The following is a 14,704-nucleotide window of genomic DNA, read 5'->3' on the forward strand; positions in this document are numbered from 1 at the left end:
TTCAATAAACAATCTCAGTGACTTAGCGAGGAATCACATTAAAAACCATTCGCGCGCGAAACCTGTGCAAACCATTCACCGCTCTTTTTCACGCTGCGGGTTTGGGTTGCGAGATCGAGCTGAACAAAGCCGTAGCGGTTTTTGTAGGCATTACACCAAGACCAGTTATCAATAAATGTCCACATGTGATAACCCAAACATTGGCTGCCTTCCTGAATCGCTTTATGCACCCATTGCAGATGTTCACGCACAAATTCGATGCGATAGTCGTCTTGGACTTGCTCGTTTTCGATAAAACGCTGCTCATTTTCCACGCCCATGCCATTTTCAGAAATAAAGCAGCGCGGATTACCGTATTCAATACGTAGATTGGTCAGAATGTCGTAAATGCCTTTCTCATAAATTTCCCATCCGCGATGAGGGTTCATTTTACGACCTGGCATTTCATAGTTTTCAAAGAACCATTCAGGCATAAATGGACTATCGGGATTAACTAGGCTATCGCGGCATTTAATGCGCCGTGGCTGATAGTAATTGATGCCCAAAAGTGAGACGACGCCTTGAGCCAATAGCTCACGGTCACCGCTGCGGCACTCCGGTAGCTGATGATGAGATTTCAGCAAGTCCACTAACTCTTCGGGGTATTTCCCTAAAAGCGCTGGGTCTAGGAAGCTGCGATTAAACATCAGATCGGCAATGTTAGCCGCTTTCACGTCAGCAGGGTTTTCAGAGCGAGGGTATGACGGCGTGAGATTGAGAATGATGCCGATGTCACCGCCCTGATCCAGTTGGCGATAACGTTGCACCGCCTGAGCATGCGCTATCATGGTGTGATAGGCCACGGTGGCCGCGCGTTTGAAATCCACCACGTTAGGGTAATGGAAGTCATATAGATAACCGCCTTCCACCGGAACAACCGGCTCATTGAAAGTAAACCAGTGCTTAACGCGGTCACCAAACAGGCGGAAACAGGTTTCGGCATACTCCGCGTAGGCGTCTGCTACTTCGCGATTTTCCCAGCCGCCGATCTGCTGCATCGCCATAGGCATATCAAAATGGAAAAGGTTAATGAACGGCGTAATGCCCTGAGCGAGCATTTCATTAATCACCTGATTATAAAACGCGACGGCTTCAGGATTGACTGCCCCACGACCTTCAGGAATAAGCCGAGCCCATGAAATCGAGGTGCGAAAGCTATTGTGCCCAACGCGTTTTAACAGCGCGATATCTTCGCGCCAGTGCTGGTAAAACGTTGACGTGTCCTGTGGACCAACGTTCTGATGAAAACGGTTTGGCTGCTCGGCAAACCAGTGATCCCATACGGTAGCACTTTTGCCGCCACCAAGCGTATTACCTTCCGTCTGCGGTGCCGAACTGGCGCTACCCCACCAAAATCCTGTTGGAAATGAATGTGTCATAAATGCTCCTGTTATGAATTTCTCGCCAGTTCATTGGCCCATTTGTTCGCCCTTGCATCAGGGCTGCTTTCGCCGTTTTGCGGCTCCCAAAGGCCAAAAAGACGACTTGCAGAGCCTCATTGGATAGGTTTTTGAAACCGGTTTCTATAAAGAAAGAAGTAAAGCGAGAGCGGGGTTCAGGAATGAGCATTCATGGCGATAAAACTGTGGGGTAGATCACGGATTGACGCGTTGTAGGTGTTTATTTGAGGTGAAAAAAATGCCAGCCGAATTCGGCCGGCATATTAATATGACTTTACTAATCACACCGGTGGCAAATCAAACAGCAGAATTTCTGCTTTGTCGTCTGCATGGATCGAAATAGCTGCTTCGTCCCAAATTGCCACACCGTCTGCGGTACTGACGTGCTGGCCGTTGATAGAAACATTACCTTTAACCACCTGAATCCAAACGCGGCGATCGGCCTGCATCTGATAGACGCTCTGTTCATCTTTCAACAGCGCCCAGCGGGTCAGCGTCATGTCTTGGAATACTTTCAGCGAGCCATCACGTGCATCAGGAGAAAGCACCAACTGGCGGCCTTGCGGAACATCAAACGCTTTTTGCTCGTAGCGAGGCGTCAGGTTTTTTTGATCTGGAATAATCCAAATTTGATACAGATGTAAATCGCGATCCTGATGAGCATTAAATTCAGAGTGGCGAATACCGGTACCGGCGCTCATGATCTGAAACTCACCGGCGTTAACCTGTTCTTTATTGCCCATGCTGTCTTGGTGAGCAACCGCCCCTTCCATTACATAAGTCAGGATTTCCATATCTTTATGTGGATGGGTTGGAAAACCTTCACCCGCCGCGATTTTGTCGTCGTTAATGACGCGTAATGCGGAAAAACCCATGAAGTCTGGATCGTAATAATCGGCAAAAGAAAATGAGTGCCAGCTGTCCAGCCAACCATGATTTGCGTGACCACGGTCATTTGCTTTACGGATATAAATCATAATCAAAATCTCCTATGAGCCAGCCAATCAGGCTCTTGTTGTTGAAATCTAGTTTAGACCTAAGCCGATAATATGAAAGCGTAAAAAACTCATCCCTCTGTTCAAAAAATCAGAACAAGATCTCCATTTAAGGCCAGAAATTGGTTTTTAGCATGTATGAAAAACAAGAATTTTTCTCATTTAAACCCTTGACTCTGGAGTGGACTCCAAGGTGTAGACTGCTATTAAATCTCGATTATTTCTCTTTTCCGTTTAGCGGATAACCTCACGGAGGTCAGCATGTCTGAGCATATTCACCATTCACATGGAACGAATCCTACACACGAGCATAGTCATAACCATGCGAGTTCTTCATGCGGCTGTGGTCACAGCCATAGCAAAACTCAACATGGTTGCTGTTCTGATAAGCCCGCATCGCAAGATAACCATGCTAGCTCGGCTTCTGAGGGGGATAGCTGCTGTAGCGGCGGCCATTGTCACGACGATGGCGATGATGAGGACGAACACCCCTCGGCATCACCTCTTACTCCTCCTCCGATAGGCAGTCAGCGTTTTAGCTGGAAAATCCGCGGTATGGACTGCCCTAGCTGTGCCAAAAAAATAGAAACCGCGGTAGGTGGCATTCCCGGCGTGGAACGCGCCGCCGTGCTGTTTGCCACTGAAAAACTGGTTGTTGATGCAGGGCATGACGTTAGCCAAAAAGTACAGACTGCGGTGGAAAAAGCCGGTTTTGTGTTACTCGGTGCGGGTGGTACGAAAGCTCAGCCTGAAAACGGTTTTTGGAAAGAATACGGTCTGTTGATCTCGTTAGTAGTCATGATGATCGTCAGCTATGGCATAGAACAGCTTAGTCCAGCATTAGGCCGTATCGCATTTATTGCCACTACGTTAGTCGGTTTGGCTCCGGTGGTTCGACAAGCGTGGAACCTGACGCGCAGCGGTACGCCGTTCGCAATCGAAACCTTAATGAGTATTGCCGCAATTGGCGCACTCTTTATTGGTGCGACCGAAGAAGCCGCGATGGTGCTGTTGCTGTTCATGATCGGCGAACTCTTAGAGTCTTACGCCGCGAGCCGCGCACGTAAAGGCGTGACGGCGCTTATGGCGCTGGTGCCGGAAGATGCCGTCGTGGTCGAAAACGGGCAACGTAGAACGGTTGCTGTGTCATCGTTGATGCCGGGACAAATTATCGAAGTTGCGCCGGGCGCACGTATGCCTGCGGATGCTGAATTGTTGGCAGATGGCATTAGCTTTGATGAAAGTGCGCTGACCGGTGAGTCGGTGCCGGTTGAACGCCAAAGCGGAGAGAAAGTTGCTGCGGGTTCGCTGGTGGTGGATCGGGTATGTCAGCTTCGCGTGGTATCGGAACCGGGCAACAATGCGATTGACCGTATCCTTCAACTGATTGAAGAGGCCGATGAACGTCGAGCACCTATTGAGCGTTTCCTCGATCGCTTCAGCCGTTATTATACGCCAGCAATTATGTTGTTCTCGCTGTTGGTGATTTTGGTGCCGCCGCTGTTATTTGCTCAGCCTTGGGATACTTGGGTTTATCGCGGCCTAACCATGCTGCTCATTGGCTGCCCATGCGCGTTGGTTATTTCGACTCCAGCAGCCATCACCTCGGGTTTGGCTGCCGCAACTCGCCGTGGTGCATTAATTAAAGGCGGCGCTGCGCTGGAACAGCTGGGAAGAGTGACCACCATCGCTTTCGACAAAACCGGTACGCTGACTCAGGGGACACCACAGGTAACAGACGTGGTTGCGCTGTCGGATACCCAGACCGATCAGATTTTAACCTTAGCCGCCGCGGTTGAAGTAGGCTCTCATCATCCTTTGGCGCAGGCGATTATTCGTAATGTTGCTGATAAAAAATTAGTCATGCTCACCGCCGACGATCGTCAGGCGAAGGCCGGTGTTGGGGTTGAAGGCGTGGTTAACGGCGCACTAGTTCAGGTGATGGCACCGACTAAGCTGCCGCAGGATGCCTTGAGCGAAGACGCACTTGCGCAGATCCACGCGTTAGAGAGCGCGGGGAAGACGGTGGTTGTGGTGATTCAGGCACAGCAACCAATTGGTGTTATTGCATTAAGTGACACCTTACGTGCAGACGCCGTAGAAGCCTTAGCACAGCTGAAAAAAATGGGGATCAGCGGTGTGATGCTAACCGGCGATAACCCGCGTGCAGCGGCTGCGATCGCCAGTAAGTTGGGCATTGAATTCCGCGCAGGCCTGCTGCCAGCCGATAAAGTCGATTCTTTGACGGCGCTCAGCCAAAAAGCGGATACGGCGATGGTCGGGGACGGTATTAACGATGCGCCTGCTATGAAGGCGGCGAGTATTGGGATTGCGATGGGCAGCGGATCTGATGTGGCGCTTGAAACCGCTGATGCTGCATTAACGCATAACCGTCTCACCGGATTGCCGGAAATCATTGCGCTGTCGCGCGCGACACATGCCAATATTCGACAAAATATCACCATTGCGCTGGGGCTAAAGGCCGTCTTTATGGTGACAAGCTTATTAGGATTGACGGGGTTATGGTTGGCCGTTTTGGCGGATTCTGGTGCAACAGCCTTGGTTACCGCTAACGCTTTAAGATTATTAAGAAAGTCGAAGTAACGTAATAACGCCCTGTTATTACTAGAAAATAGATCGCGGCTAAAGCCTACTTTAGCCGCGATGCGCATTTTATGACTTACGATACACACATAGTTTATTGGTATACTCGCGCTCGTAATTATTTTCTTGGTGAATCTCTATTGAGTTTCCACGCATATTCTCATCCTTAAAATCTGATAAAAAATGAAAAACTCTGCGCTGTTTGTGCTGCTTCCTGCTGCAATTATTTCCTCCTCAGCCTTTGCTGATACACCAGCTACGCCGGCTTCGACTCAGACCATGATTGATCAGGCTGCAACGCCGGTTCTTATGGGAAGTGATGCCCACACGACGACATCATCAGCGCCGGTTGCTGCGACGCCTGAAAAAGAATCTTCTATCCTGCCTATTTGGGGAGATGAAGCGCGCGCACGCGGCTATGATTTACCGCTGCCGTTTGGTGTCAGCGTTAGCCATATGAATATTCGCCAGAACATTAATGTGGATAGCATTAATTTCAATGGGCTGGGATGGGATAGTTACCAGCTTCCATCGAGTTTATTCGATATAAAAGTAGATAAGACTCGCCAGAAAAGTAAAACCGATACGTTGAAATTGGATATGTGGCTGTTGCCATTCATGAACGTGTATGGGATTGTGGGTCATACCAAAGGCAGTTCTTTATCCAAAGTGTCGGTTAATTCCGATCCTTCGAAATACCCTATGGGCAGCATGGACTGGATTATCGCCCAAGTCGTAAAAGGCATGCATGATAGCGGCCAACTTCAAGATCTCGATTTCAAATTGAAATTTAAAGGCACAACCTACGGTGCTGGTACGACTTTTGTCGGAGGTTATGAGGACTGGTTCGCGATGGTTGATATGAACTATACGCAAACTCGTTTTGATATTTTAGACGGCAGCATTGACGCTTTCACGCTGTCTCCACGCGTTGGCTATCGTTTTACTATCCCTGCGATTGATGCCTTGCACATGGCACCAAGCAAACTGAATGTCTGGGTCGGAAGCATGTATCAGGACGTTCAGCAGGAGTTCAAAGGCAGCCTATCTGATCTCAATATGCCGGGCGATTTGGCTGGTCTGATGAACATCGCCGATCCTGACGGTAAAGGCCGCTTTGATGTCAAACAGCATCTGCAATCGCCTTGGAACGTATTGGTTGGCGCACAGTATGAAATTACCCGCAACTTCAATGTATTAACTGAAATTGGTTTTGCCGAACGTAATAGCTTCTTTGTCTCCGGTGAGTACCGCTTCTAATGCGGGGTATTGGCGGGCTTTGGCTCGTGGTTTGCCTTAGCATTTCCTCTTTCGCGCAGGCAGGAGATCTCCTGCCATCGCGTCAGCAGGTGGATGGCTGGTTAAAAGGACTCGGTTCGGATAACCAGTTTAACCCTGATAAAGGTATTGATTGGGGCGTGATGCCGGGCCCTTTTTATACGCCAGAGTTAGGGTTGGGCGTCGGTATGGCCATAGTTGGCATGTATCGTCCGGACAAAAACGATCACGTTAGCCAGAACTCAACGCTCTCATTGAGCGGATTTGCCAGTTCTACCGGCGCTTTCGGTTTAGGTTTAGAGAACTACAGCTTTTTTGCTGACGACGCATGGCGCTTTTATCTCAGCGGCGCACTCAACGATATGCCGACCTATTACTGGGGGACGGGATTTAGCGCTGGCCGCAACGATGATGATAAACAGAAATACACCTCGCAGGAATTCAGCGCTAAGCCCGATCTGCTCTACCGAATTGCACCGAACACCTATTTAGGCCTTGGTTGGTCATTTTCCTCCGTCCATGCTGCATCAATTCAAGATAAAGATCGCGGAACGCTAGAGCGCGAAAAAGCGGGTACCTCGGTGCTGAGCTCGGGCGCTAGCGCAACGTTTACCTACGACACCCGTGATTTTGTTTCCAATCCCCAGCATGGTCAGTTGGTGAATTTAACCTATACCTATTATGCTCCTGGGCTTGGCAGTGATACCCGCTTTGACTCTTTGGACAGCCGCTATGCGCTTTACCACGCATTGGATGAAAAAAATGTGCTGGCATGGGAGGTTGATGGCCGCTTCACGCAGGGCGATGTTCCATGGAATATGCTGCCGTTGTTGGGCAGCAACAATCGGATGCGTGGTTATTATGAAGGACGTTATCGCGATCGAAACGTGGTGAGCACGCAAATCGAATATCGACGCAAGTTAGATTGGCGTCATGGCGTCGTTGGCTGGCTGGGAACGGGCACCATGGGGCCAAATACGCGAGATTTAGGCCAAAGCGCATGGCTGCCCTCGGTGGGCGTGGGCTATCGTTTTGAATTTAAGCCGCGTATGAACGTTCGTCTCGATCTTGGCGTCGGTAAAGGCAGCACGGGATTCTATTTTCAGGTAGGGGAAGCATTTTGAACATTGTGCTCAAATATGGACTATCGAGTCTGATCTTGCTGACATCTGCCTGTTCAGCGAACGTAAAATTGCCGATTACGCCTGATCTATCAACTGCGCCTCAGCAGAGCGCTACGCGTGTGTGGCCAACGGTTGAACGACTTTCTGCCCCCGATGGATTACGCCCGTGCTGTGCTTTTGGCTATAACTTAAAAGCACAGGCGCTGGGGATCCCGGTTCCCTTTTATCAGCTTAATAACGTGGTAGAGGCTGATTCATTGGGGGAACATCACTATAACGACAGTCTGTTTGGTGCGGTTGCCAATCTCATGGGGATCAGCAGCGAACAAGATGGTTTGCTGTATACCACGCGGGGTGGATTCATCGATATTGCGCATGTGCGTGATACGGCGGATATGACGCTCTATCTGTTCAGCCATATTTGGCCGCAGTTGGGTCAGGCGCAAACTATTGAACTTAGCCAAGAACTCGCGAAACGCCAAATCACGCTGTTTGCATTCACGCCTCCGCAGGATGAAGCCGAGCGCTTTACGTTGGCCGCTTATCTCTCGAGTTATTTAGCATTCCAAGTAGCCGCGTGGCATGAAATTGCTCAGTGGTATGGTTTTGAGTCGGTTCCCGGATTTTCAGAAGGAATTTCTGCTTTTTCACCGGAAGATCTCTATTCGAACTTAGTCGGTGCTCGTTTAGCAACGTCGCTGATTTTGCAAGGACACACGACTTCGGTAGCGCAGTTTAATGTGGCTATGCAGACAGTTTTGCCGGATGCGTTGCATCGCCTAGGTGCGGTAGACGCCAGCGATACGCGTTTCCAATTCGATATGCTGGATGGTAATTGGTGGAATAGCCATCGCGCCGTGCCGGAGAAGTTTCTGGTGTTGAAGCGTAATTACCTAACGGAAGACGACCGCGTTCCTACGCCGGTACCGGGTGAGCAGGCGAAGCCGCTGCGCCTACAGCTTCCTCATGAATGGGCTGGTTTGCAGATGCAAGCGTTGGGAGAGCTTCAGCTCTGGCCCGGTCGTTCCATGAAGCAACTGCCTGCGCCTGCCAAATACTATACTTTCCGTGATTTTCCCGCCTTGGCGCTTCATGCCAGAGTGGAGGATGCCGTGGATTTGAGCGCGCAAAAATAGTAGTGAGATGTAGCGAAAGGGACGTAAGTGTGCGTCCCTTTTTTGGCAATGTTTAGCCGATTAATTTGCTGTTTCGTCAATCACTTCGCGAGCGATAGCGAACAGCGATTGGTAATGACTTTCGCGATCGGCAATGTCTTCTTCAACGCCTATGGTGTTGTAGAGGAAGGTAATTTTAGTGTCCTCAACGCCTAAGTAGCTGCCACAGCTGGTGAGGAAATCGGTGATGTTTTTTTCCCAACCGTATTTCACAAAACCTGATTGTGAGCCGCCAACCAACGCCACCCAACGAATTTTTTTCGCCGGAAACCCTTTCCCACCGTAGGCGAGCCCATGGTTCCAAACGCGATCCATATACCCTTTAATCATGGCTGGATAGCTGTACCACCACAGTGGGAAGACGACTACCAGCGTGTCGTGGCCTTCCAGTTCGCTATACAGCTGATGCACGTCGGGTGAGTATTGCTTGTTTGGATTCTCCCAGTCAGGCTCATCCTCAACGTCTAGCACGGGATTAAACCCTCGGCGGTAAAGGTCGAGTGTAGTCACGTCGATAGCATGGCGTGCGGCTTGGCTCTGCATGGCCTCAACAATATGTGCGGTCAATGAATCAGCGCGTGGATGCGCCCATACAATATACATTTTCTCTGATTTCATGGAGTTATCTCAATCTCTTAAGGTGTGGCTGACACTTTACGAGGGAAAGATAATTCTGTAAAAGTGAGTATTTGGGATAGGTTGATGAAGGATTTTCACTAATGCGGCTGAACTTTTCCGATTTTGCGCCGTTCATCGTTGTTGCGCGGCATAAAAGCTTTCGTGCGGCGGGAGATGAGCTTGGCTTATCACCTTCGGCGATAAGTCATGCGATTAAGCAGCTTGAGCAGCGGCTTAAAATCCGGCTATTCAACCGTACCACACGCAGCGTTGCGCTGACCGAAGCCGGTAAGAGTTTGTACGATCGAATGCGTCCCGCGTTTGATGAAATCAATACCATGATCGATGAAGTGAACTGCTTTCGTGATTTGCCGATGGGAACATTAAAAATTAATGCGGCGCGTGTGGCAGCCAAGCTGTTTTTGATTCCGCTGGTGGTGGGTTTTTCACGTCAGTATCCTGATATCAAAGTAGAAATCACCACCGATGATAAACTGGCTGATATCGTGGGTGAGGCTTTTGACGCAGGGGTTCGCCCAAGTGCGATTGTGGAAAAAGATATGATCGCCATTCCTATCGGCCCACCGGTTAAGTTTGCCGTGGTCGCCACGCCGGATTATTTCATCCAGCATGGAAAGCCTACTCATCCGCGTGAGCTGGTGGATCATCAGAGCGTTATCTTCCGTTTCCCCAGCGGGCGGCCTTATCACTGGGAATTTTATGGGCCTGAAGGAAAGCTAGAGGTCGCCCCTAACGGCAATATTATTTTAGATGACGTAGATGCGATGTTGGATGCCACTTTGCTCGGGGCGGGTATTGGCTTTTTGTATTATGACCAAGTGAAGTCTCATCTTGAAAGTGGCCGGTTGGTTTCCGTGCTCGACGAGTGGTTACCGGAGCGGCCAGGATTCCAGCTGTACTATCCGAGTCGGCAGTATATGACCTGCGGTTTGCGTGCCTTTGTCGACTATATTAAATCCGCTTGAACGGATGGCTGAAAATCATTCAGATGTAAACCTACTTCGCCCAACATTCATACGCATCCTTGAGTAGAATTACTGCCTAAATCTGCAATGGGCATAAGACTTCGTGATTTTATTACTTCTCACCACCGTGTTGTGGGCATTTTCATTCAGCTTGATTGGCGTTTATCTGGCCGGTCAGGTTGATGGTTGGTTTGCGGTATTAGTGCGAGTCGCGCTTGCTGCGCTGGTCTTTTTACCCTTCTTGCGCTGGCGCGGGGTACAAGCCAAACAGGCGTTGCTGTATATGGCGCTCGGTGCCTGCCAGCTCGGGGTGATGTATCTGTTTTACTACCAGTCCTTCTTGTACCTTTCGGTGCCAGAAGTTCTGCTGTTCACCATCATGACGCCGATTTACGTCACGCTGATCTACGATCTGATGCAGGGAAATCGGCTGCGCTGGGGGTATTTATTTAGCGCGCTGCTGGCGGTTTTAGGCGCACTGATTATTCGCTATAACCCGTTAAGCCCCCAGTTTTTACTCGGTTTTGCTCTCATTCAGGGCGCTAATATCTGTTTTGCAATTGGGCAGGTGGGGTATAAGCGCGTGATGGAAATCAGCCCGATGCCGCAGCGCAACGCGTTTTCATGGTTCTATTTAGGCGCACTTTGTATCGCTTTACCGGCGTGGCTGCTGTTTGGTCATCATCAGATGATGCCCTCCACGGGATTACAATGGGGGATTTTGATCTGGCTGGGCGTGGGGGCTTCCGGTATGGGCTACTTCATGTGGAACTATGGGGCAACGCAGGTGGATGCCGGTACGTTAGCCATCATGAATAACGTGCTGATCCCTGCGGGGCTGCTGGTTAATCTGGCGATCTGGCAGCAGCACCCGGACTGGATTAGACTGATTGCCGGTGGCGCGGTGATTGCGCTTTCTCTATGGGTGCATCGTCGATGGATTGTTCGTCGTGAGATAAAGCATCACGGGTAATCTTGCCGTGATAAACCTGCGCATCACGCACGAATGGCAGATGCTCACAGGCATGACGGCGGGCGGACTGAATAAATGCTTCGGTAACGGGCTGATTTTGTTCACCGTCACGAACCGCAGAATACAGACGACTCCACAAACCGTCACCGAGAGGCTTGGTGACGACTAAGCCTTGGCGTTCCACATTCTCTACCACCCAATGCGGCAGCGCAGCGATGCCCATTCGTGCCGCAACCATTTGAATCAGCAACAGCGTGTTATCCACACTTTTTAGTGCGGGCGTGACGCCAGCTGGCTGTAGGAAGTGGCGCCATACGTCTAGGCGTTGGCGTTGCACTGGATAAATCAGCAGCGTTTCATCAGCTAAATCCTGCGGCGTTATTTCAGCTTTGCTTGCCAAAGGATGTTCGGGCGAAAGCACCAACCGAACCTCATAGTCAAACATCGGCGTGTAATGCAAATGACTGCGCGGCAAGATGTCTGACGTCATGACCAGATCCAGTTCACCCTGTTGCAGCGCTGGCTGGGGATCGAAGGTGACGCCGGAGTGAAAATCGACGGAAACATCCGGCCAATGCTCACGGAATTTATCTAGCGCTGGGGTAAGCCATTGGATACAGCTATGACATTCAATGGCGATGCGCAGCGCACTTTGGTGTGGCTCGTTACAGGCTTTTAACGCCTGTTGGATCTGCGGTAAAACCTGCTCCGCCAACCTCAACATAATCTCACCCTGCACGGTAAAACGCAGCGGCTGACTTTTACGCACAAATAAGCGATAGCCCAAGCGTTCCTCTAAATCACTGAACTGATGTGAAAGGGCGGACTGCGTTTGATGCAGCTGCGCTGCCGCAGCGGCTAGAGAGCCCGTATTTCTCAGAGCCTGTAGCGTCCTTAAGTGTTTCAGTTCGATCATGAGAGTCTTTCACCTTGAGTGTGAATAATTTGCGCTTGTTCGATATACAGTACCTGTGGATTATGGATGTGTAAACATCTAGATGGCTATACACATCATAATTCAAGTTGCAGATGCGTTGGTTAAGCTTGTTCACCCCTAGTGACATCGCGATCTACCTCCTAGGGACTGACAAGTTTTTCGCCGGTCTTCAACCCGAATTATTCAGCGTATAGCCACAATAATTCCGACGCCGAACGCGGCTATATCGGTGATATCTCTCTACATAATGGGGTAAGAATAATGAGCGTAATCAATCACACTTTAGGTTTTCCGCGTGTCGGCCTGCGTCGCGAACTGAAAAAAGCACAGGAAAGTTACTGGGCGGGCACTATCTCTCAAGATGAACTACTGGCCGTGGGTAAAGAACTGCGTGCTCGTCATTGGCAACAGCAGCAGCAAGCGGGCGTTGATTTACTGCCGGTCGGCGATTTTGCATGGTATGACCATGTGTTAACCACCAGTCTGTTGCTGGGCAACGTACCTGCTCGTCATCAAAATGCAGACGGCTCAATCGATCTGGATACGCTTTTCCGCATCGGTCGTGGACGTGCACCAAGCGGCGAACCTGCGGCGGCAGCTGAAATGACCAAATGGTTCAACACCAACTATCACTACATGGTTCCGGAATTCACGCAGGGGCAGAAATTTTCTCTGGGGTGGACGCAACTGTTAGAAGAAGTGGATGAAGCGTTGGCGTTGGGTCATAACGTCAAGCCAGTGCTGCTCGGGCCAATCACCTATCTGTGGCTCGGTAAGGTCAAAGGCGCACAGTTTGATCGCTTAGACCTTCTGCAAGATATTTTGCCGGTTTACCAGCAGGTTCTGAAAGCGCTGGCAGATCGCGGTATTGAATGGGTGCAAATTGATGAGCCTGCGCTGGTGCTCGAATTACCGCAGGAATGGCTCGATGCTTATCAGCCAGCCTATCAAGCGTTGGCGGGGCAGGTGAAACTGCTGCTGACCACCTATTTCGAAGGGATCAGCCATAACCTTGAAACCATCCGTTCGTTATCGGTTCAAGGCCTGCATGTTGATGCAGTGCACGGCAAAGATGACCTGAACGCCTTGCATAATGCGCTGCCGCAGGAGTGGGTATTATCGGTCGGTGCGATTAATGGCCGTAATGTATGGCGCGCTGATGTCAGCCAGTGGTTCGAGCGTATTCAGCCGCTGGTGGCTCAGCGCCAAATTTGGGTGGGTTCTTCATGTTCCCTGCTGCATAGCCCGATTGATTTGAGCGTGGAAACACGTTTGGACGAAGAGGTGAAAAGCTGGTTTGCGTTTGCTCTGCAAAAATGTGCTGAGCTGGCGCTGTTAACTCAGGCAATTAACGAACCGGTTGCAGAGAATCTGCAAGCGTTAGCGGATTACAGCGCACCGATCCGTGCGCGTCGCAGCTCTCGCCGAGTGCATAACGCGCAGGTAGAGCAGCGTCTGGCAGCGATTACAGCGCGTGATAGCGCCCGTAACCAGCCTTATGAACAGCGCGCCGAAGCCCAGCGCAAGCGTTTCAATTTACCGTCATGGCCGACAACAACTATCGGCTCATTCCCGCAAACTACGGAGATCCGTGGCCTGCGTTTAGACTTCAAACAAGGCCGCGTTGATGGCAGCAACTATCGCACGGGCATCAGCGAACATATCAAGCAGGCCATTGCCGAGCAGGAACGTCTAGGTCTGGACGTGCTGGTGCATGGTGAAGCCGAACGTAATGACATGGTGGAATATTTTGGTGAGCATCTTGATGGCTTTGTGTTTACTCAAAATGGTTGGGTGCAGAGCTACGGTTCCCGCTGTGTTAAACCTCCGGTCATCATTGGTGATATTAGCCGCCCTGAAGCGATTACCGTTGAGTGGGCGAAATATGCTCAGTCGCTAACGGACAAACCGGTGAAAGGCATGCTGACAGGACCGGTGACGATCCTCTGCTGGTCATTCCCGCGTGAAGATGTGACGCGTGAAACCATTGCGAAGCAAATCGCGTTGGCATTGCGTGACGAAGTCGAAGATTTGGAAAAAGCAGGCATTGGTATTATTCAGATTGATGAACCCGCACTGCGTGAAGGTTTGCCGCTGCGTCGCTCTGATTGGCAGGCATATCTGGAGTGGGCGGTTGACGCCTTCCGACTGAATGCGGCCGTTGCACAAGACGACACCCAGATCCACACGCATATGTGTTACTGCGAGTTCAATGACATCATGGATTCTATCGCGGCGCTGGATGCCGATGTGATTACCATTGAGACCTCTCGCTCTGATATGGATCTACTGGAGGCGTTTAAAGAGTTCGAATATCCAAACGAGATCGGCCCAGGCGTGTATGACATCCATTCGCCAAATGTGCCGAGCGTTGAGTGGATTGAAGATCTACTACGTAAAGCCGCGCAAAACATTCCGGCCGAGCGTCTGTGGGTAAACCCAGACTGTGGCTTGAAAACGCGTGCATGGCCAGAAACGCGCCAGTCATTGGCGAACATGGTTAAAGCGGCGCAGCGTCTGCGTGAGCTTGAGGCTTAATAGGACGCTAGTTGCTTGAGTTTAATTATGTTTACTC

11 protein-coding genes are annotated in these 14,704 nt (G+C 50.5%); 7 read left to right on the forward strand and 4 right to left on the reverse strand.

Features of this window, described 5'->3' with window-relative positions:
* Positions 1-38: 38 nt before the first annotated feature.
* Both U0008_RS01005 and U0008_RS01010 read right to left on the reverse strand, forming a co-directional pair.
* A complete protein-coding gene (locus U0008_RS01005) occupies positions 39-1,418 on the reverse strand; it encodes a 6-phospho-beta-glucosidase GmuD (protein ID WP_043490249.1) in 1,380 nt (459 codons plus the stop codon).
* A gap of 302 nt (positions 1,419-1,720) precedes the next feature.
* Positions 1,721-2,416 (reverse strand): pirin family protein, encoded by a 696-nt coding sequence (locus tag U0008_RS01010; protein ID WP_025802180.1) that lies wholly within the window; start codon positions 2,414-2,416, stop codon positions 1,721-1,723.
* Between the two features lie 279 nt (positions 2,417-2,695).
* Between U0008_RS01010 and U0008_RS01015 the strand changes: the two genes are divergently transcribed.
* From U0008_RS01015 to U0008_RS01030, 4 genes are all read left to right on the forward strand, one after another.
* A complete protein-coding gene (locus U0008_RS01015) occupies positions 2,696-5,038 on the forward strand; it encodes a zinc/cadmium/mercury/lead-transporting ATPase (protein WP_043490278.1) in 2,343 nt (780 codons plus the stop codon).
* A 183-nt stretch (positions 5,039-5,221) separates the two neighbouring features.
* On the forward strand, positions 5,222-6,298 hold the full coding sequence (locus U0008_RS01020) for a hypothetical protein (RefSeq protein ID WP_025802184.1): 1,077 nt from the start codon (positions 5,222-5,224) through the stop codon (positions 6,296-6,298).
* The gene (locus tag U0008_RS01025) at positions 6,298-7,440 is read left to right on the forward strand and encodes a BamA/TamA family outer membrane protein (RefSeq protein ID WP_096386025.1); all 1,143 of its coding nucleotides are present in this window, start codon (positions 6,298-6,300) and stop codon (positions 7,438-7,440) included. The genes U0008_RS01020 and U0008_RS01025 overlap by 1 nt, the downstream gene beginning before the upstream one ends.
* A complete protein-coding gene (locus U0008_RS01030; RefSeq protein WP_147440553.1) occupies positions 7,437-8,576 on the forward strand; it encodes a DUF4056 domain-containing protein in 1,140 nt (379 codons plus the stop codon). Before U0008_RS01025 ends, U0008_RS01030 begins: the two co-directional genes overlap by 4 nt.
* 60 nt (positions 8,577-8,636) lie before the next feature.
* Here the strand turns inward: U0008_RS01030 and U0008_RS01035 are convergent, their stop codons facing one another.
* Positions 8,637-9,233, reverse strand: coding sequence for an NAD(P)H oxidoreductase (locus U0008_RS01035; protein WP_043490279.1), 597 nt, complete (start codon positions 9,231-9,233; stop codon positions 8,637-8,639).
* Between the two features lie 101 nt (positions 9,234-9,334).
* Here U0008_RS01035 and U0008_RS01040 point away from each other — a divergent pair, with 101 nt between their 5' ends.
* Both U0008_RS01040 and U0008_RS01045 read left to right on the forward strand, forming a co-directional pair.
* Positions 9,335-10,219, forward strand: a complete 885-nt coding sequence (locus U0008_RS01040; protein ID WP_043490281.1) for a LysR family transcriptional regulator — start codon at positions 9,335-9,337, stop codon at positions 10,217-10,219.
* A gap of 103 nt (positions 10,220-10,322) precedes the next feature.
* Entirely contained in the window at positions 10,323-11,192 is an 870-nt protein-coding gene (locus U0008_RS01045; protein WP_043490283.1) for a carboxylate/amino acid/amine transporter, read from the forward strand.
* Here U0008_RS01045 and metR read toward each other — a convergent pair.
* Entirely contained in the window at positions 11,101-12,108 is a 1,008-nt protein-coding gene (gene metR, locus U0008_RS01050) for an HTH-type transcriptional regulator MetR (protein WP_043490288.1), read from the reverse strand. The two genes, U0008_RS01045 and metR, sit on opposite strands and share 92 nt — an antisense overlap.
* 282 nt (positions 12,109-12,390) lie before the next feature.
* On the opposite strand from metR, the gene metE reads away from it, so the two are divergent.
* On the forward strand, positions 12,391-14,667 hold the full coding sequence (metE, locus tag U0008_RS01055) for a 5-methyltetrahydropteroyltriglutamate--homocysteine S-methyltransferase (protein ID WP_043490290.1): 2,277 nt from the start codon (positions 12,391-12,393) through the stop codon (positions 14,665-14,667).
* The last annotated feature ends 37 nt before the right edge of the window (positions 14,668-14,704 follow it).

Source organism: Hafnia alvei (genome assembly GCF_034424155.1).
In the GTDB taxonomy this organism is placed as follows: Bacteria; Pseudomonadota; Gammaproteobacteria; order Enterobacterales; family Enterobacteriaceae; genus Hafnia; species Hafnia alvei.